We start from the raw sequence: 18,115 nt of genomic DNA, 5'->3' as shown, positions 1-18,115 counted from the left end.
GATACGTGGCCGCACGGATCTCCCGTGGCTGTCATGGCGAGATTTCCTCGCGCAGCAGGTCGACGTACGCCCGCATCGTGGCAATGCGATGCTCACCGATACGTTGCGCGGTGGACGTCAGGAGCCCGTCGGCAAGATGCAGCAGTTTCGTCTCGAAATGATCGAGCGCGAAGCGGCGGTCATCGAGATCACGGTGCGCGGCGAAGGGATCGAGCGGGTCGTAAAGTCGCGAGCCGTTGCGCCCCGCGACGTAGAACGTGCGGGCGATGCCGATGGCGCCGATGGCGTCGAGACGATCGGCGTCGCGCAAGACGCGAGCCTCGCGCGAACGGGGCTCGACACCCGCCGAAAAGCTGTGGGCTTCGATGACGTGCGCGGTGGCGTCGATGCGCGCGGCGTCCCAGCCCAGCGTGCGCAAGACCTCGCTCGCCTTGTCCGCCGACAGACGCGAGGCCTGCGCGCGACGCGGGTCCGTCTTTTCCACTTGCACGCAATCGTGCAGCAACGTGGCGACCGCGAGCATCTCCAGATCGAGCGCGGGTTCGTCGGCAGCGATCTGCGTCACCAGCTTCCACACGCGAATCAGATGCGACCAGTCGTGCGAGCCGTCGTCGCTGTCTTGCCGGTCGGCAGAGACACCCAGCGTGTCGAGCACGGCGGCGATGACATCGCCATGCGGGAAGAAGGCTTGCTGCAACAGGTTGTCGGGGTGATTCATGGCGTTCAGATTTCCAGTGCGCCGGTTTTGCCGTTCTCGACCACGAAGCGCTTGCTCGTGCGAACGGTGCCACCGGGTTTATCGGTAAAGTCGATGGTAAGCAGATCGGTGAGCAACTCGTTGCGCGTCACCGTGCAGCGCATATAGCCGCGCTGCTCACTCGCGAAGTAATTGACGTGGGGGTTGTGCGGCATGCCCTCCGCCATCGGCCTGGCCAGCGGCTCGGGCCAGAGTGCGCTAATCGACGTGCCCACCAGTTCGGTCATCGGCGCGGTGCGCGGATCGTCGCCCACATTGCGCACGACGGACGAGATCATGTACGAGTGGATATCGCCCGAGAGCGACACCGGATTGGGCACGCGGGCGGCCACGATCTGGTCCAGGATGCGATTGCGCTCGGCCGGATAGCCGTCCCACGATTGCAGGTAGCGATAGAGTTCGCCATTGTGCCGCATGTCGAACGGCGTCATTTTCACCGTCGACGCGATCACGTTCCATTGCGCAGGCGACTTTTGCAGACGGTCCGCCAGCCACAGCTCTTGTCCACGGCCGAGCATCGAACGCTCTGCCGCTTCGCTGTGCTTGCACGCGCGCTCGTAGACGCCGAACGCGAACTTTCCGTCCGACTCGCTCGCGCATGGCGTCTCCGAATCGCGGAACTGACGCGTGTCAGGGATCGTAATGCGCATCAGATTCCCGATGTCGTAGCCGCGCTGAATCTGCATGGCCGGCGAGGCGGGCATCGGCGCATAGCGCACCGGCTGAAACTCATACCACGCCTGATAGGCAGCGGCGCGGCGTTTGAGCAACGTGATGTCGGCGGTGTCGTCTTCGAGGCCGTCGTGATTGTCCAGCGTCAGAATAAATGGGAACGTTTCATGCGCACGTCGCAATGCGGCGTCAGTCTTATACAGCGCGTGACGGCGGCGATAGTCGTCGAGCGTCATCGGCAACGCCTGTCGCTCGTGTGCGCGCACACCGCCCCCACGGCTCACGTCGTAGATGTAATCGCCCACATGCATCACGAATGACGGATCGTCGGCGGCCATGCCGTCGTAAGCATCGAAATACCCCTGCTCCCAGTTTTGACAAGACACGACATTGAACCGGAAGCGCGACATGTCGCCGCGCTCGGACGGCAGCGTACGCGTACGGCCGACGGGGCTCAGTTCGTTGCCGCAGCGAAAGGCGTACCAATATTCGCGATCGGAGGCCAGGCCCGCGACATCGACATGCACCGAATGGCCGTACATCGGTTGCGCCACGGCGACGCCGCGCCGCACGACCTTCGAGAGTCGACGGTCGGTCGCGACCACCCATTCGACATTCACCGGGCCACTGGCGACGGGCGTGGTGTCGGTGGTGTCGCGCGCCAGACGCGTCCAGAGCACGATGGCGTCCGGCGTCGGATCGCCGCTGGCGACCGAGAACGGAAAGGACGTGCCGTGCGACAAGCTGCGGGCGCTCGACTGCCGGATGATGACCGCCGGAGCACCCACGAGAATGCCGGTGCCGGCGAGAAAGGTACGACGCTTCATTGCAATTTCCCCTTACACTGCGAATGCGTCGAAGTATGCATTTCGGATCATGTCATACGTATGACTGACGGATTTTAACCACTAAACCTGTATTTTTAGAAACTCAACGCCCGAATGAGCTCAATGAGCGATAAGCAGGAAAAACTACCGGCAGGGCGGCCGACGAGCCGCGATGTTGCCCGCTTGGCGGGCGTCTCCCAGTCCACCGTATCGCTGGTGTTCGCCGGCAAGGCTGAGGGACGCGTCACGCCCGAGCGGCGCGATCAGATCCTTCAGGCGGCGCAGACGCTGGGCTACCGGCCGAATTCATCGGCGCGCGGCCTGAAGCTCGGCACGCAGAAGCTGCTGGCGCTCGGCGTGCCGAACGTCTCGAACCCCTACTTCGCATCGGTCCTGAAGTCGATCATCGGCAACGCTGCGACCCACGGTTACGCGACGGTACTCATCAACACCGGGGAATATGGCAACGACCCCGAGCGTCTGCTGCTGAGTCTCGATGCCCACGCCTTCGACGGCATGATTTTCTGGGAAGCGTCCTGGACGGCGCGCGCGCTGGAGATCATGCCGACGTCGGTGGTCGTGGTCGACGGTGATTCGCCGGACGGCGCGGACGTCTTCATCCCATCGGAAGTCATCGTCAGGGAGATGGTCGATCACCTCGCGTCGCTGGGGCACAAGCGCATTGCGCGCGTGGGCTTCGATCTGGAAGCCAACACGTTTCGCGTGCGCTCACGTGCGTATCGGGAGGGTTTGCAGGCGCATGGCCTCTCGTACGAGGCCCGATGGGAGATCGAGGTGCCGTTCGGTGAAACGTCGTCGGCAGCCATCGAAGCCGTGCTGTCTCAGGAGGATCGGCCGACGGCGTTCGTCTGCGACGACGATCTGCTCGCCCCGCTGGTGTATCGCGCGGTCACGCGTTGCGGCCTGACGGTTGGGAAGTCGGTGTCGGTCGTTGGCATCGGCGATATCGAACTGGCGTCGCTGCTCGAACCACCGCTGACGACCGTCGCCATTCCGACGCAGTCGCTCGGCGAATCGGCCGTCGAAATCTTCCTGCGCAAGCGCGCGGGACAACCGCCGACGGTCAGCACGGTGCAAACGCGTTTGATTCTGCGGGATTCGACCGGGCCCTGCGTGGCCTGAGTCGCGAACGTAGGGGCAACGGCAACGGTAAAGACAAGGGAAAGCCCCCTCGAACGGCACCATCCGAGGGGGCAATGCTTACAGACGCTTCGCCTGACGCATGCTTCGCAGGAACGCGCGCGTGCGCTCCTGTTGCGGGTCACCGAAAATCTGCTCCGGCGGCCCCTCTTCACAGACGACGCCATCGCACAGGAAACAGACTTCCGACGCCACCTCGCGTGCGAAGCCCATTTCGTTCTCGTGCGTGGCGAGCAACATCGTCATGCCCTCGTTCGCGAGGTCGCTCGCGGTGAGCGGCGACACGATGGCGCCCGCATTGCGCTTGAGCGACACCCAGCCTTCGGATTGCAAGCGCATCAGCGCTTCACGCACCGGGATCTTGCTCACACCGATTTGCGCCGCGATTTCATCCTGACGAATCGGTGCGCCCTCCGGCAATTCTCCGGACAGACTCTGCCGGCAAATCGCTTCGTAGGCACGCTCGGCAGTGGATAGCGATGCGTTGTCGGTGTAGGTCACGTATGCTCGTCAATCAAGGCTGGAATGCATGGCTCGACGATCATACAATTTCAGATATCCGTATACTTTTTCACCCTTTACCCGCCACGCCCGGAGCCACCATGATCTCTTCGTTGAAGTCGGCGCTCGACACGTTTCCGACCGTCAGTTTAATGAGTCAGCCCACGCCCGTAGCACGTCTGGAACGGCTGGAAAAAGCGTGCGGTGCAGACAAACGAGGCATCCGCATTTATGTGAAGCGGGACGATCTCGGAGACACCGGCGGTGGCGGCAACAAACTTCGGAAGCTGGCGTTTCTGCTCGGGGAGGCGCTGGCGACAAACGTCGACACCGTCATTGCCATGGGCGGGATTCAGTCTAATCACGCACGTCTGACGGCGGCCGCCTGCGCGAAACTGGGGCTGTCGTGCGAACTGTTGCTGGCCGACATGGTGCCCGTGCCGGGAACGGACTATCACGAAGGCGGGAATGTCCTGCTGGACCGGATATTCGGCGCTCGCATGACCTTCCTGCCCACGGGCAGCGATGTCATGGGAATCGCGAACGCGCGCGCTGCGGAACTGACGGCGCAAGGCAAGCGAGCTATGGTAATTCCGACCGGCGGCTCGTCGCCGCTCGGGGCATTGGGATATGCCAGCTGTGCGCACGAGATTCTGGCGTTCGAAGCGGGGAGCGGCATCGAATTCAATCATGTCGTGGTGCCCAACGGCAGCAGCGCCACGCAAGCGGGTCTGGTCGCGGGATTCCAGATCGCGGCGCAGCGCGGCAAGATCGTGCAGGCGTATTCGGTGCTGCTGGATCAGCCGTCAACGCATGCGAAAACGGTGCACCTGGTCGAGGAGGCACTCGCGCTGCTCGGCGCAAGCGGCACGCCGTTCGACAAACAGGCGGATGTCCTCGTGCACGGCGAGTATCGTGGCGACGCCTACGGCATTCCGACGCAAGCCATGATCGACGCCGTGCAACTGCTCGCGCGCACGGAGGGCCTTCTGCTCGACCCGGTGTATTCGGGCAAGGCGTTCTCGGGGCTGCTCGCGGACATAGCCACCGATCGGTTCTCGCCCAACAGCAATGTGCTGTTCATTGCGACGGGCGGCACGCCGGGCCTGTTCGCCTATCGCAGCACCTTTGCAGCGGAGCCGGCTGCCGCAACGAGGGGCGACCGCGCAGGGAAAGGCTGGAATGGCGGGAAGTCCGCCGCATCGCCAGCGGAACCGGACACGGGCAAGTCGAGCGGCGCGGCCGGTGGAAAACGCCGCGCCCGCGCCCCGCGCTAACCTGTCGAGTCACGCACGCGTGCTGGCCGCGCATCTCGGCTAGCACGCTTCGCCGTCGAAAAGACGATCTTCGATTGTTCCGTCCGTGCAACTTTAAGTTACCCGATCCCGCATATCTTGCGGCGCATCGCGTCGATATGATATTCGCCACCTGCGGCAGCACGCGCAGGAACGAGCTCGTACGGATCGCCGATATCGTCATCGGATGCAGTTTGCTTTTGGATGAGAACAATCACCATGCTTCGTTTCAATACTCAATGGTTTGCACGGGTGCTGATGTCGGCCCTGTTCCTGATCGCAGGCATTCGCAAGATTTTCGCCTTCAAGGCGACGGTCGGGTACTTCACGGCCATGGGCCTGCCGTTCAGCGAAGTCGTTGCTGTGCTGGTCATCCTGATTGAAGCCGGCGGCGGTATCGCGTTGATTCTGGGCTGGCGTCTCAAGCCGCTGGCGCTCGCACTCGCGATCTACACCGTGGCAACGGCCTTCATCGGCCATCGCTTCTGGATCGCCGACCCCGCCCAGTTCAGCGCTCAGTTGAATAATTTTCTGAAGAACATCGCCATCGCCGGTGGCTTCCTGCTGCTGTTCGCGCAGCCTGGCCACGCCTCATCGAAGGCGTAAGCGAATTTTCCCCGCCTCGCTTCACCCCGCCTCACGTCGCGTCACGCGGTGGTGAATGCTTTCTCCAACCCGATCGCCCGATCCAGCGCAAATACCAGGATCGTCGAGAGCAGGAAGAGAACGCACGACATGGCCGCGACCGTCGGGTCGTCGAAGTCGCGAATGTAGTAATAGGCTTCGACGGGCAAGGTTGTCGTGGTCGGCGTCACGAGGAACGAGGCAATCGTGAAGTTATCGATCGTCTCCACGAAGATGAAGATGCCCCCGGCGAGCAAACCGGGGCGCAATTGCGGAATCACGATCAGACGGAAGACCTGCCAATTGGTCGCCCCGAGATTCCTCGCGCTTTCCTCCAGTTCGTGACGCAGCCCATGCATGTTCGCGAGCAACGCCCGCAGTGCGTAAGGCAATGAAACGCAAATCATGCCGACCACGAGCGCGCCGAATCCCGGGCCGATCCCCGCCTTGTAGCTCAACGCCAGCAACGCCACCCCCGACACGACACCAGGCACGATGATCGGCGACATCAGCAATGCCGTGATCGCCTGACGGCCCGCAAACGTTCCGCGCGTCAACGCATACGATGCGGGCACCGCGATAATCAGCGTGATCGGGGCCACGATGAAGGAGATGAGCAGGCTGTTCTTGAACGCCTCACGAAATCCGTCATTGCTGAAGAAATTCTCGAACCACTGCAAGGAGAATTTCGTCGGCGGCAAAGAGAAATACGAGGTGGCGCTGAACGAATACAGCACGACGATGGCCACCGGCGCGAGCATCAGCACCGCCACCACGATCGAGAAGTATTTGAGCGCCGGCGGGCAACTGGAAAAGTCTCGCGACGATGCACTCATAGCGCCTCCCTCAATGTGCCTGCCGGTGCAGACGTCCACCGGCGAATCGTTGCAGGGTCGAGAATAGCCAGACGGCACATAGCGAAGTCAGCAAGAAGATGAAAGCGGAGGTGGCCGCCATGGGCAAATCGAAGTTCACGAAGATCAGGTCGTAGATCTCGTTCGAGACGAAGCGCACACGTCCGCCGCCCAGCAGCAACGGGAAGATGAACGAGCTCACCGCGATGGAAAACGACAACGCGCTCGATGCGACGATGCCGGGCAGACTCAGCGGCAGCGTCACATGCCAGAACGCGGACAACCGGGACGCGCCGAGACTCACCGCCGACTCCTCCAATGCCCGCGGCACGTTTTTCAGTGCGCCGATCAGCGTGAGAACGAAAAACGGCAGAATGTAGTGAACCAGCGAGATCGACACCGCGACGTTGCTGTAGATCATCGGAATCGGCGAGTCGATGATGCCGAGCCGAATCAGCGTGCCGTTGATCACGCCTTTGTTGCCCAGAATGATCAGCCACGCATAAGCACGGGTCACCGTGCCCGAGAGCAGCGTCAGGACAAAGGCGGCGATCAGGAAGCGGCGCAGCGCCGTTTGCGCGCGCACGATGGCAAAGCTCACCGGAAACCCGATGAGTATCGCGGCAATCGTGAGACCGGCGGAAACCTTGAGCGTTTGCAGCAGCACGCGCCACTCCGACGGCGTGCGAAGAAAGCGTTCGAAGTTATCCAGCGTCAGGGGCCCCTCCCCGTCGAAGCGTCCCGGCAGCGGATGCAGCAGACTCGCCTTGACGAGAAGGAAGTAGCCGGACAGGAAAATGGCCAGCACCAGCAGCGACGGGGCAATGAACCACCATGACGCCTGAGACGTAAATGCGCGGATGATACGGGCCGTCATGCGTCGAGCACCATGCACGATTGCGCTGCGATGCTCAGATCCACCGGCGTGCCGTTCGGGATCATCAGCTGCCCCGGTTGGCGCTCGATTTCGACCACGAAATACCGCCCCTCGCCCACCCGCACTTCGTACCTCACCATGTCGCCAAGATTGATCGAGAACGCGACGATCCCGGCGAGCGTTGCATGCGTCTCGGAGGTCTGCGGCAACGCTGTGCGTTGCCCGTCGACGGCGAGGCGGATCGCGTTCGCGCGGATCGCCAGCTCGATCGTCTGGCCCAATGCCAGATGCTTGGAAGCCGGCACCTGCAGACGGTCACCGTTATCCAGAATGCACTCGGCGACCTGCGAATCGATTTTCCCGATCCGGCCGCTAACGCTGTTGGACGACCCCACGAAATCCGCCACGAAGCGACTCCTGGGTGCATCGTAAATATCGAGCGGCGTGCCGAACTGCACCACCTTGCCGTGTCGCATGACGGCAATGTAGTCCGAGATGATCATGGCCTCGCGCTGATCGTGCGTCACGCACACGGTAGTAACACCCACCGACTGCTGGAGCTTGCGTAATTCGAGCTGCATCTGATCGCGCAAATCCTTGTCGAGTGCGCCGAACGGCTCATCGAGCAGCAAGACTTTCGGGTGGGTGACGAGCGCACGCGCGAGCGCGGCTCGCTGCTGTTGTCCGCCGCTCAGTTGCGACGGATAACGTTCGGTCAGATCCGTGAGCTTCACGAGGTCGAGCGCCTGCATGGCCTCGACTCGCGCCTGACGCTTGGGCACGCGTCGCATCTTCAGACCGAACATCGTGTTCTCCAGAATCGTCATATGCGGAAAGAGGGCATAGCTCTGGAAAACCATGGCGACGTCGCGCTTGTTGGGAGGCACATCGAGAATGTGCTTGCCGCCAAGCGCGATAGTGCCGGTGTCGGCGCCCACGAAGCCGGCAATCATGCGGAGCAACGTCGATTTCCCGCAGCCGCTCGGGCCGAGCAGCGTGAGCAGCGATCCCGCCGGAACCTCCAGCGAGATGCCGTCGACCGCCGCGAAAGCGCCGTACCGCTTGGAGACGTTGTCGATCGTCAGCCGTCCCCCCCTCGTTTCGGGCGAGGGGGACGCAAGGTGCTGCTGCAAGGTCATTGCGCGATGTCTCGTTTGAAGCGCGCAGACCAGGCCGCGATGTTGCGGTTGATCTCCGTCTCGTCGGGAATGACGGCGTCGGCGGCGGACGGCGACACCTTGGCCAGCGCTTCCGGAATCGTGGACTCGCGGTTGGCCGGGGCCATGTTCAGGATCTCGCCGATCTGGGTGTTGTTCTTCGTATCGAGCAGGAAGTTGATGTAAGCCGCCGCTTTGTCCGCGTTCGGCGTATTCACGATCATCGCGACGTCGGAGCCAATGGTGGTGCCCTTCGGGCTCACGATCTTGAGCGGCACGCCGGCGTCGGCGACTTTCTTCAGGTGAGCGGGCGTCTCGACCAGCACCGACACGTCGCCTTGCGCGAGCGCCTGACGGGCTTGTGCATCGGACGAGTACAGCATGGCGATATTCGGCTTCACTTGCTTCAAGGTATCGAAGGCGGCGTCGACGTTACCCGGCTTGCCATTGACCGCCTGCGCGATCAGCAGAATGCGGCCCTGATAGGCCGTGATATCGGGAAGCCCCAGCTTGCCCTTGAATTCGGGCTTCCAGAGATCGGCCCAGGACGTGATCGGCGTCTTCACTACGTCCGTTCGATAGCCGATGGACAGCGGATATTGGTAGAGCGAGGCGTAGCCCGCGGTGACCAGTGCGGGCGGCAGCTTCTTCAGGTTGGGCATCTTGTCGGCCGGCAGCGGCACGAAAAGCTGTTTGTCGGTGAAGGCGCGCTCGGCAACGGCGGACGTCGACATCCACACGTCGATCGTCGGCGCATTGCGCATCGATTGCAGGCGCGCGAGTCCTTCCGCCGAGCCGGTTTGCGCGATCAGACGCACCTTCACACCGGTCTTCTTCGTGAACGCTTCGTTCACCACTTTCAGGGCGGATTGCGTAATGCCCCACGACATCACCGTCAAGGTGTCCGACGGGGTCTGGGCTTTGACGGAGAAGGCGGCGGCCGACAGCAGGGACATCGCCAGTGCGGCCCGGAGGAAGCGGTTTCGCGTGAAGTTCATCATGAGTTCCAAAGTAAGCATCCAAGAATCAGGTACGCACAATCGTCGACGCCGGCCTTCGGGTGTCGGGCCGGCCGAGCGCCGCGGCGGGAGAAAGGGTTTGGCTACAGCCCGGCGGTTTCGAAGAACCGGAACTGCACGGTGGGGTCCTGACGCACTCGCGCGCTCAGTTCCCGTTCCCAGACGAGGTAGTCGGCCCACACGCGATTTCTGCGCGGTCCTGCGACCCGCATCACCGATCCCCAATCGTCATCGAACGGCCCCAGCAGTTGCAACGGGGTCCAGTGCGGTTCCGTCGGACGCCCTTGCGCTTGCCAGCCTTTCGTACCGCGGGTCAGCCATGCAAAGGTGTGGCCGGGCCACTGCTCACGCGCGTCGCGGGCGGCAAGACGTGCTGCGGCGCCGTCGGGTGAGGTGAACACGATGGGGCGCCCCGTCACCAGCAGCGGCGACAAGCGGCCCAATGCCGACGGCAGCACGAAATAGGCGCCCGGCAGATGATGGGTTTCGTAGTCGAGGCTGGGCCCGACGTCGACGATGTGCGCCTTCTGCGATGCGATCAGGTCGGCCAGCGCCTCGGGCGTCAAACCGTCCTGGGTGTCGTCGGCCCGGGCGTCGCTGCGCTGCTCGTCACGCGCATCGACGCGCGGCTCGCCGTCGACGATGAAAATCTCGGCCTGATTGAGCTGGCTCAGCCAGAAAGCGGTCACCGCCGCACGCAAGCGATGCGGATCGTCGAACAGCACAATGCGGGCGTTGCGCGTGCCGATCAGATTCTCGAAATGCATGAACAACTGTCCCCCGGCGACGCTACGCACGGCAGCCGTCGGGGACGTCTGGGACGTCTGCGAGGGCCGGCCTTCGCTCGCCGGGCGGAGATCGAACGCATAAAGGGTCCGGTCGGCTTGCTCGCGAAAACGTTCGACGTCGTCGGGCGATATCACCGTCAGACCGTAGCGATCGATCAGTGCGCTGGCACGGTGGTGCAGCGTCTCGTCCGACGCGGGCGGCAGTTGGTCTGCCACCCCGGCGTTCTGCACGACCGGGGCGCGCTCCAGCGCCCACTGCATGACGCCATCTTCCACAAAGGCGACGTTGCGGCGCCCGAGCAGCGCCAGCGTGGTGGCGCCGATGATGCCGCGCGTGCGGCTAAAGCAATTGATCGCCCAGAGTGGCTCCGGCTCGGCTTCGGGCCAGTGACGCAGCGAGAGTTCGGTGCCGGGATAGTTGTCGGCGCCCTGCAGGGAAAGGAATTCGAATTCGGTGCGTGGCCGCGCGTCGATCAGGGTCGTGGGATGCGCACTCGCCAGTCGCGAGCGCAGGTCTTCGCCGCGAATCACGGGCGTTGCAAAGTGTTGACGTGCCAGATCGCCGAAGGCTTTGACGAGCGTGCCATAGCCATCGATCGCCGGCAGTCCTGCGCCAATCCATGCCTGCACGCCACCGGCGAGCACGCTGACGTCGTCATAGCCGAGTCTTCCCAGCAGCTTCTGTGCGCGATGTGCCGGACCATTCGATTCACCACGCTCGTCGACCAGAACGACAGGCGTGCTCGTTCTCGGCACCTGCTTGCCAATTTCCAGCTCAAGCGTGGACAACGGGGCGAGTCGCGCCAGATTCAAATGCGCATCGACGTACTGACGCGCCTCACGCACGTCCAGCAATGCGAGTTCTCGGGTGTCGAGCAGTCGTTGCCGAAGCGAGTGAGGGGAGATCGAGGAGCCGTGCGGCGCAGCCGAATCCTGCGCTGACTGGACCGTCTCGTTGGGAGCGGCATTAACCATCTTTGACCATCTATGACTCAGTAATCGGGCGATCCAACGCGGGTTCAAGGCATCGATGCTAATGATTTTTTAATAATCGCAAAGCAATCATTTGTGATTTGCAATGTGAAAAACCAGATAAAGAACGCCTGCTTCTCCTGATAGCATGCGGGGCTTCATGTCAGGTAGTCGCCCTGTCATCTTATTATTTAATATCAAGTTACCTGATGACTACGTTACCGCTAAAGCCTTCGATTTCCCGCGCGTCCGAGCGCTGGTGGCAACGATACGAAGCACCGACTTTCGTGCTGGCGTTCCTCTTGTATTTGTCGTGGGCCGCACTGGTGAAATGGCACGCCGCGGTGCCGGGATGGTTACTGTTTCTGCTGGGCGGCTACATTGCGCAGTTGCATTTCTCGTTGCAGCACGAGGCCATTCACGCCCTGCGTCACATTCCCAAAAAGCTCCGCTGGGCGCTGGTCTGGCCGCCGTTGAACCTGTGGCTTCCGTATCCGATGTATCACCGGGGGCATAGCACGCATCACGTCAATTTTCATTTGACGCATCCCGAGAAAGACACCGAGAGTGCTTACCATTCGCCGTCCGCGTGGGAGCAGCATGGGCCGGTCTGGCGCGCCATCTATCTGGCGAATCAGACGCTCGCCTTTCGCTTGATACTTGGCCCGTTTCTGCGTCTGTACAAACTCGCGAAAACGGAAATTCTCAAACTGGCGGCCGGTAATTTCTCGGACGTAAAAGTCTGGATATTTCACCTCATCAGCGTCATTCCGATTCTCTATTACGTAATCGTCGTCTGCGATATGAAGTTAGGCGATTATTTACTTTATTTCGTCTACCCGGGAATGATGCTCGGGCAACTTCGCACATTTACCGAACATCGTTGGGGCAATTCGCCTCACGAGCGGGTCGCCATCGTCGAATCCAATGCGGTTTTCGGACTGCTTTATCTTTTCAATAATATCCACTACGTCCACCATCGCGCACCGACGATGCCGTGGTACGAGATCCCGAGGCACTTCCGCCGCAACCGCGAAGCGTCCCTCGAAGGCAACGGGAATTTCTACTATCGCGGATACGGTCAGATCGCCCGTCGATATCTGTTCAAGCCGGTGTTTCATCCGGAGCATCCGCGTTGGTGAGTGCTGGGGTTTTGTCGATGGAGAACGACCGGTAAAGCACTAGATGCGCCCCTGAGATGGAGTGCATTGCCGAGTCGAACTTCCGTCCGGTCATGTTTGCAGGGAATGGGTTCCCACGCGGCGCTCAGTCGAAGAGATGCAATTGACGCACGAGCGCCGCAAGACTGAGCGCTAACGCACCCACTGCTGCGCAGACAAGCAGCAAGGCAAGCAGGTGTACGACTCATGCCAGTTGCCCATCGGGCAGCGTGTACAGCAACGGCCTGAACAAATCTGTTGGTGACATTGCGGTAGCGATCGGCCAGCAGGAAGTCTGCAAAAGCCTGATCCGAGCGCCAGAGTGATAGGGAAGCATAGCGATCGCTCAGAAAGCCGTAGACGGATTTTTCGGCGTGGCAGGTGAAAAACCGCCAGGTTTCAAACCGGCCGCAAGCTATTTTCCATAAAGGCTCTACGTCATGTTAGTCGACCGGTCGACCGGTCGATTGAGGGCATAGGGCTCGCCTTGCAGGACTTCGCGAACACCTCTCGAAATGCCACGTACTACCCTATTGGCACCGAATTTTCCCGGTCTAACGGCGAGTCGATTCATGGTGGTTAGGATCTCGAATGTGATTTCCTATCGATAGGTATGTCCGTGCAAGAAAACGCTTGATTACTTCTACAAAAGATACTTTGATATGAATCGTGAATCGCGCCATTTTCGTCGGAATTGAGTGAGCCTTGCAACATCCAAGCACGGGCACGTCTGCGCTGTGCGGCCGCGCTGAGGAGGGGGGAAATGTTGGTCAAGCAGATGAACCTAGCGCTGCCCGACGGGTTGAGTGTCGACAGGAGCAACACGCGTTCCACCCTGACAGGGATAGCGTCATGATTGTGAGCGGCCTGTTGGAGACCAATACGTCGACGTGCTCAACGATTCGCTGTCCGCGCGCCCGCTATAACATGATCTGCTACGCTCCGCCCGGCTTGCGCCACTCTCGAACTGGCGGTGGCCGTTCGCATGAGACGCTGCACTATCGGTACGACGAAGCAAAGAATCAGTTTCATTGCCTGGTCCGGTTCGTCAACGGGCAACTCGATGCCTACACGATGGTGAAAGATGGCCGCGTGCGCGGGTGCAATCGGCCCTGGTGCCGGGCGCAGGCAAATTTCCGGATCTGGAGGGAGCGGTGCCGATCAGTTGTTCGACCTCCTCGACGACGCTCGGGCAGCGTCGGAAGAAGCGGAAACATGGCGCGGAGGATCGCTCAATGAGAAGGGAAGTGGTGAGGGACGCGCGCTGATCGGATCGTTTGGACAGATATTGAAAGAGAGGGATGTTGTGGATACCTCGTCGAACCCCGAGAAACGTCAGTCGTCAGGCTTCGTGGATATCGAAGTTGAAGAGATATGCCGCAGAATCACCGTACAGCCGCCCTATTTTGCGTTCAAGCGACTGCGCGAAAATACTCTCGGAGAGATATACGGTGAGTTTATTGTAGAGCAGCCGTTGGGGAGCGAAACAGGCCCCGTCACGGCGGCGGAAATAGGTCGGCATCTGGCGATCCTTGGATCATGTGCGGCCGCGCAAATTGATCACCACTTGACTTACTATCTTGCAACTCATGCAAGCTATATCCGTTTGCGAGAACCGCTCATCAAGACTCATGGCGAGTTACTCCAAGCCAACGCGCGCGTGGTCCGATTCAATCACCGCAGTCTTGAAGTCGATTCCTATGTGTCCGACGGTGCCCCCTTTGCGCGGCTGACCGTGCGTTACCAATGCCTTCGGGAGTCGCTGTTCAATCGCATGTTCGAAGGGTTTCGGCACCACCCTATAGCGGTACCCGAAGCGTCCCCGTATGTTCGACCGGTGCCGCTGAGCTTCGACACGCCGTCGGCTACCAGATTAGTCGCCCATAGTCGGCAACTCTCTGTTAACGAATTTGCGGGACATTTTCCGAACTATCCTGCCTGGCCGGTCGCCATTCTCGCTTCCTGCTCGTTACGGGTGGTGGGACGGCTTATTGAACACCGTCTCGGACGCTCAGCGTCTTATGATGTGCTGACGGCAGAACTCGTCGCACATAAGTTAATCGGTGCAGCGACAGCTGTGTCGTTTGTCGCAACGTATGTTAGTGAGAGTCCAATAGATCACCGCTTCAACGTCAATTGCGACGTCATTGCCGATGGAGTCGTGGTGGCTGAGGTGCTTACCTCAGTGCGAGTCGCGAATTGACCTGCCCCCCTTCGGCAAGGCCAAAAAACTCCTAGCAAAGTCCTTTAGCCCAGTTCCCGGAATGCGGCAGGAGCATTGCTGTTGCGCGAAGTTTCACGGCGAGCTCTGCTGACGAAGGTGGTTCGATATGACGTGTAGCCGTGGCTCGTTATAGTCCTTGAGACAGACCGCGATGACGCCTACGCCTGCGCAAGCGTAGTAAGCAGTGACTCGCCACCTGGGGGTAGACGCGGACGCGAGCAGCGCGGTCCAGTGCACGAGCGACATAAAAACCTGGAATGCCGTGGTCGATGACGAAAGTGACCTTTTCACGAATTGCCGCCACTGCGTTGCGTTTGGCTTGCGGGCTCAGGACTTTCCCCTGACGAGCTTCAACGCATCCATGTCGATCGTTGCCCCGGCCAGCAGCCTGTTGATCCGAGCGCTCTCACCTGCAAGGTCTTTCGCCGGTGAGCGTCCGACACCTCCATGGAGCCATCGGCTTTTTTCACAAACCCGATTACTTGTCTTTCCGCGAACCACTTCGTCATATTCGTCTTCTTGTCCGAAAACGGACTTTACTAGACTACGGTTGGCAGCGTTGGTCGGTTCCTTTCATTCGACATGATCGGGCCACCTGCTGGTCTTGTTGTAAGACTGGGAGCTGTGTACCGGGGAGTCATGGAACACAAAATGGTATGTGTGGCTAGGGGGCAATGCAATGTGGGGGGAGGCATGAATATCGCATTGTATTTGAAGTGGGCGGTTTCAAATACCGTAAATCATGCATTGGTGCGAGCCGGATTGGTCCGTGAACCAATGGCGGTGAAATTACCCGGGAACGCGAATGTTGGCGTCGAGGCCCCCGTCTCTATTCTGCGAGATGAGTCTCCGCACGATGTGCCATTGGAGTGGTGGTACTACACTGGACATCTTTCGGGTACGGATATTTTTGGGATTGTGCACGATTACGGTTATCAAATGACATTTTTTCGTTCGGGGCTTGGGTTATTCCCGATATCTTCCGCTTACGTTGGGAATATTGCAATCTCCGACTTGAATCGAAGCGCTCATTTCAGTTCAAGTAAAATTACAATTCAACCTGATTTGCTGTTGCCGAATGGTGGATACAATATTAATCTGCTGGGTTGGGGGATGAATGCGAAATACGGAAATGGTCAGATAAGTGGTAGTTTTTTTGTTCCCCAGGAGAGTGGCAATTCGAAAAAATATGATTTGATCCTGAATTTGCAGGCACAGAATCCGGCTGTGCTTCACGGCAATCAGGGAGTGATGCCAGAAAACGCTGCCGGATCTTTAAGATACTATTCATTTACCGATCTCAAAACATCCGGTGTAATTAGGGATAATGGGTTGGTCGTTCCAGTGGTCGGCGTCTCATGGTTCGATCATGAGTTTGGCACTCCCAGTGGCATCGCAACAGGTTGGCACTGGTATGCCATTGAACTATCGGATGGCACAAAATATTGCATTTCCCTTCTCAAGGATCTTGACGACAGGACCACACTGGCATACGGCACCTACATAAAGGCTGACGGCACCTATAGTGAAATAGACCCACAGGCATTGGGCGATAGTGCGGCAGGTCCTGTCTGGACCAGTCCTCGTAGTGGCGTCACTTATCCAACAGCAGAAATTGTTACTGTCCCTGGAGGTCAGTTAATTGTTACTTCTTGTATCGATGATCAGGAAATGACGTTGTTTGGGTCGATGTTTTCAAAATTCATGGGCATTGCTAATTTAATTGACATTCATAATATATACTATATGGAGAGTTACTCCTCCGTGACTGGCGTGATAAACGGTGCAGCGGTAAGTGGCAGGGCTTATATGGAAATCGTTCCATTATCTTCGCTGGCGAAATTTTCCCCACATTTGCCGAAGAAATTCTCGCGTCATTGAGCAATAGTCCGGGGTGGCGGGGGCATGCCAATTTCATGGCATGTGAGTGAAACTGATGGGGTTTTGAAATTTGGCGGATTGCCGCTTACTCTCGTCTTTTTCGCGAATAGATTTTTTAATCTTATTCAGACCTTGTCGTTATACGGTGATGACACCAAGATGCGGGAAATTTCATCCTGCGATTTTTCCGCCCAGCCAGGGTCGATTGAAGCCATCAAAGCGACTCTCTTTGCAAAGGCGATCCGCGCAACGCGGACACGCGTGTGCCGCCGCCGGAATTTGCCGCAGCACTCACCTAATTGGTGACGTTCTGCACGGCATCGATCACCGGCGATTTCACCGCCGGCGTGAAACCGGAACTCTTTCACGCATGCGTCTCGTCGCGATGCTGACGATTGAGCACCGACTCGATCGTGATGTGTTGGACGGCACCCGTGATGTCCTTGCCCGCCATGATGTCGCTGCCACGAACCAACAGGGCGTTGCCAGCCACCATGCTGACGTTGCCATCGGGCTGCCGGCCAAGCTCCCTGGCTGCGTCACACTGCTATCGTTGGTCCAGTCGCCTTTCCCTACGAAATCCCCACACATCCCGAAGATCCCAAGCCCGAACTCTGTCAGGATGAAACGAATTGGAAATAGTCGATGCGCAGAACGCAATCGGCATGACGGATAAATCTCCGAAAAGGTAATGACCTACCAATCTTTCAAAGACTTCAGGGGTGCATCACAATTCGATGTAAACAATGAAAAAACCCCGGCAGCACAAGGCTCCGGGGTTTTGTGTACGTTAACAAAAAAATAAATTTTAGAACGGAATATCGTCGTCCATGTCGTCGAAGTTGCCGCCGGACTGCTTGGCCGGGGCTTGCTGACGAGCACCGCCACCGCCGCCACGCGAGTAGCCGCCACCACCGCCTTCGTCGCCACCACCGCCACCACCGCGCGAGTAGCCACCACCACCGCCGCCTTCGCCGCCGCCGCTGCGGCCGCCGAGCATTTGCATCTGGTCAGCCACGATTTCGGTGCTGTAACGCTCCGAGCCGTCCTGCGCCTGGTACTTGCGCGTGCGGATACGGCCCTCGATGTACACCGACGAGCCCTTCTTCAGGTACTCATTGACGATCTCGGCAAGACGACCGAAGAACGACACGCGGTGCCATTCCGTCATCTCCTTGAATTCGCCGGACTGCTTGTCCTTGTAACGGTCGGTCGTCGCCAGACGAATGTTCGCGACCGCGTCGCCGCTCGGCATGTAGCGGACTTCGGGGTCGGCACCCAAATTGCCGACCAGGATCACTTTGTTGACTGATGCCATAAATCTTTCTCCGGTATTGCTGAAACCC

General features: G+C 59.6%; 17 protein-coding genes and 3 pseudogenes. 6 read left to right on the top strand and 14 right to left on the bottom strand.

Going from position 1 to position 18,115, the window contains the following annotated elements:
- Nucleotides 1-31: 31 nt before the first annotated feature.
- Together ACIPHM_RS06700 and ACIPHM_RS06695 are read right to left on the bottom strand one after the other, a co-directional pair.
- Complete coding sequence (locus ACIPHM_RS06700; protein ID WP_400325862.1) at nucleotides 32-718, bottom strand: HD domain-containing protein; 687 nt, start codon at nucleotides 716-718, stop codon at nucleotides 32-34.
- Between the two features lie 5 nt (nucleotides 719-723).
- The gene (locus ACIPHM_RS06695) at nucleotides 724-2,256 is read right to left on the bottom strand and encodes an alkaline phosphatase D family protein (RefSeq protein ID WP_400325860.1); all 1,533 of its coding nucleotides are present in this window, start codon (nucleotides 2,254-2,256) and stop codon (nucleotides 724-726) included.
- Between the two features lie 123 nt (nucleotides 2,257-2,379).
- Here ACIPHM_RS06695 and ACIPHM_RS06690 point away from each other — a divergent pair, with 123 nt between their 5' ends.
- On the top strand, nucleotides 2,380-3,399 hold the full coding sequence (locus tag ACIPHM_RS06690; protein ID WP_400325857.1) for a LacI family DNA-binding transcriptional regulator: 1,020 nt from the start codon (nucleotides 2,380-2,382) through the stop codon (nucleotides 3,397-3,399).
- Between the two features lie 78 nt (nucleotides 3,400-3,477).
- On the opposite strand, the pseudogene ACIPHM_RS06685 reads toward ACIPHM_RS06690, so the two are convergent.
- A pseudogene (locus tag ACIPHM_RS06685) lies at nucleotides 3,478-3,678 on the bottom strand (peptide ABC transporter ATP-binding protein); the annotation flags it as partial.
- A 33-nt stretch (nucleotides 3,679-3,711) separates the two neighbouring features.
- A pseudogene (locus ACIPHM_RS06680) lies at nucleotides 3,712-3,918 on the bottom strand (GntR family transcriptional regulator); the annotation flags it as partial.
- A 101-nt stretch (nucleotides 3,919-4,019) separates the two neighbouring features.
- On the opposite strand from ACIPHM_RS06680, the gene ACIPHM_RS06675 reads away from it, so the two are divergent.
- Entirely contained in the window at nucleotides 4,020-5,195 is a 1,176-nt protein-coding gene (locus ACIPHM_RS06675) for a D-cysteine desulfhydrase family protein (protein WP_400325854.1), read from the top strand.
- A 98-nt stretch (nucleotides 5,196-5,293) separates the two neighbouring features.
- On the opposite strand, the gene ACIPHM_RS06670 is transcribed toward ACIPHM_RS06675, so the two are convergent.
- Complete coding sequence (locus ACIPHM_RS06670; RefSeq protein ID WP_400325851.1) at nucleotides 5,294-5,434, bottom strand: hypothetical protein; 141 nt, start codon at nucleotides 5,432-5,434, stop codon at nucleotides 5,294-5,296.
- On the opposite strand from ACIPHM_RS06670, the gene ACIPHM_RS06665 reads away from it, so the two are divergent.
- Nucleotides 5,433-5,819 (top strand): DoxX family protein, encoded by a 387-nt coding sequence (locus ACIPHM_RS06665; RefSeq protein WP_400325849.1) that lies wholly within the window; start codon nucleotides 5,433-5,435, stop codon nucleotides 5,817-5,819. The two genes, ACIPHM_RS06670 and ACIPHM_RS06665, sit on opposite strands and share 2 nt — an antisense overlap.
- Before the next feature lie 41 nt (nucleotides 5,820-5,860).
- Here ACIPHM_RS06665 and ACIPHM_RS06660 read toward each other — a convergent pair whose 3' ends face one another.
- The 5 genes from ACIPHM_RS06660 to ACIPHM_RS06640 form a co-directional block, all read right to left on the bottom strand.
- Complete coding sequence (locus ACIPHM_RS06660; RefSeq protein ID WP_400325846.1) at nucleotides 5,861-6,673, bottom strand: ABC transporter permease; 813 nt, start codon at nucleotides 6,671-6,673, stop codon at nucleotides 5,861-5,863.
- Nucleotides 6,674-6,683: 10 nt separating this feature from the next.
- Nucleotides 6,684-7,568, bottom strand: coding sequence for an ABC transporter permease (locus tag ACIPHM_RS06655; RefSeq protein ID WP_400325843.1), 885 nt, complete (start codon nucleotides 7,566-7,568; stop codon nucleotides 6,684-6,686).
- Complete coding sequence (locus ACIPHM_RS06650; protein WP_400325840.1) at nucleotides 7,565-8,707, bottom strand: ABC transporter ATP-binding protein; 1,143 nt, start codon at nucleotides 8,705-8,707, stop codon at nucleotides 7,565-7,567. Before ACIPHM_RS06650 ends, ACIPHM_RS06655 begins: the two co-directional genes overlap by 4 nt.
- Nucleotides 8,704-9,744: a PotD/PotF family extracellular solute-binding protein gene (locus ACIPHM_RS06645; RefSeq protein ID WP_400325837.1), complete on the bottom strand. Its 1,041-nt coding sequence runs from the start codon at nucleotides 9,742-9,744 to the stop codon at nucleotides 8,704-8,706. The genes ACIPHM_RS06650 and ACIPHM_RS06645 overlap by 4 nt, the downstream gene beginning before the upstream one ends.
- Before the next feature lie 83 nt (nucleotides 9,745-9,827).
- Nucleotides 9,828-11,507: a rhodanese-like domain-containing protein gene (locus tag ACIPHM_RS06640; protein ID WP_400325834.1), complete on the bottom strand. Its 1,680-nt coding sequence runs from the start codon at nucleotides 11,505-11,507 to the stop codon at nucleotides 9,828-9,830.
- Nucleotides 11,508-11,605: 98 nt separating this feature from the next.
- On the opposite strand from ACIPHM_RS06640, the gene ACIPHM_RS06635 reads away from it, so the two are divergent.
- Together ACIPHM_RS06635 and ACIPHM_RS06630 are read left to right on the top strand one after the other, a co-directional pair.
- Nucleotides 11,606-12,646, top strand: coding sequence for a fatty acid desaturase (locus tag ACIPHM_RS06635; RefSeq protein WP_400325831.1), 1,041 nt, complete (start codon nucleotides 11,606-11,608; stop codon nucleotides 12,644-12,646).
- Between the two features lie 1,183 nt (nucleotides 12,647-13,829).
- Nucleotides 13,830-14,867, top strand: a complete 1,038-nt coding sequence (locus ACIPHM_RS06630) for a hypothetical protein (RefSeq protein ID WP_400325828.1) — start codon at nucleotides 13,830-13,832, stop codon at nucleotides 14,865-14,867.
- 217 nt (nucleotides 14,868-15,084) lie between these two features.
- On the opposite strand, the pseudogene ACIPHM_RS06625 reads toward ACIPHM_RS06630, so the two are convergent.
- Nucleotides 15,085-15,397, bottom strand: a pseudogene (locus tag ACIPHM_RS06625) (hypothetical protein); the annotation flags it as partial.
- A 184-nt stretch (nucleotides 15,398-15,581) separates the two neighbouring features.
- Here ACIPHM_RS06625 and ACIPHM_RS06620 point away from each other — a divergent pair.
- Nucleotides 15,582-16,769 (top strand): lipocalin-like domain-containing protein, encoded by a 1,188-nt coding sequence (locus tag ACIPHM_RS06620; RefSeq protein WP_400325825.1) that lies wholly within the window; start codon nucleotides 15,582-15,584, stop codon nucleotides 16,767-16,769.
- Nucleotides 16,770-16,894: 125 nt separating this feature from the next.
- On the opposite strand, the gene ACIPHM_RS06615 is transcribed toward ACIPHM_RS06620, so the two are convergent.
- The 3 genes from ACIPHM_RS06615 to ACIPHM_RS06605 form a co-directional block, all read right to left on the bottom strand.
- Nucleotides 16,895-17,137 (bottom strand): hypothetical protein, encoded by a 243-nt coding sequence (locus ACIPHM_RS06615; RefSeq protein WP_400325822.1) that lies wholly within the window; start codon nucleotides 17,135-17,137, stop codon nucleotides 16,895-16,897.
- A complete protein-coding gene (locus ACIPHM_RS06610) occupies nucleotides 17,134-17,265 on the bottom strand; it encodes a hypothetical protein (RefSeq protein WP_400325819.1) in 132 nt (43 codons plus the stop codon). Before ACIPHM_RS06610 ends, ACIPHM_RS06615 begins: the two co-directional genes overlap by 4 nt.
- A gap of 312 nt (nucleotides 17,266-17,577) precedes the next feature.
- Nucleotides 17,578-18,087, bottom strand: coding sequence for a single-stranded DNA-binding protein (locus tag ACIPHM_RS06605; RefSeq protein WP_400325817.1), 510 nt, complete (start codon nucleotides 18,085-18,087; stop codon nucleotides 17,578-17,580).
- Nucleotides 18,088-18,115: the final 28 nt, after the last annotated feature.

Origin of the sequence: Pandoraea sp. NPDC087047 (assembly GCF_044745225.1) — a bacterium.
Classification (GTDB): Bacteria; Pseudomonadota; Gammaproteobacteria; order Burkholderiales; family Burkholderiaceae; genus Pandoraea.
Note: the sequence above shows the minus strand (reverse complement) of the source record. Positions and strands in the feature narration are given on the sequence as shown.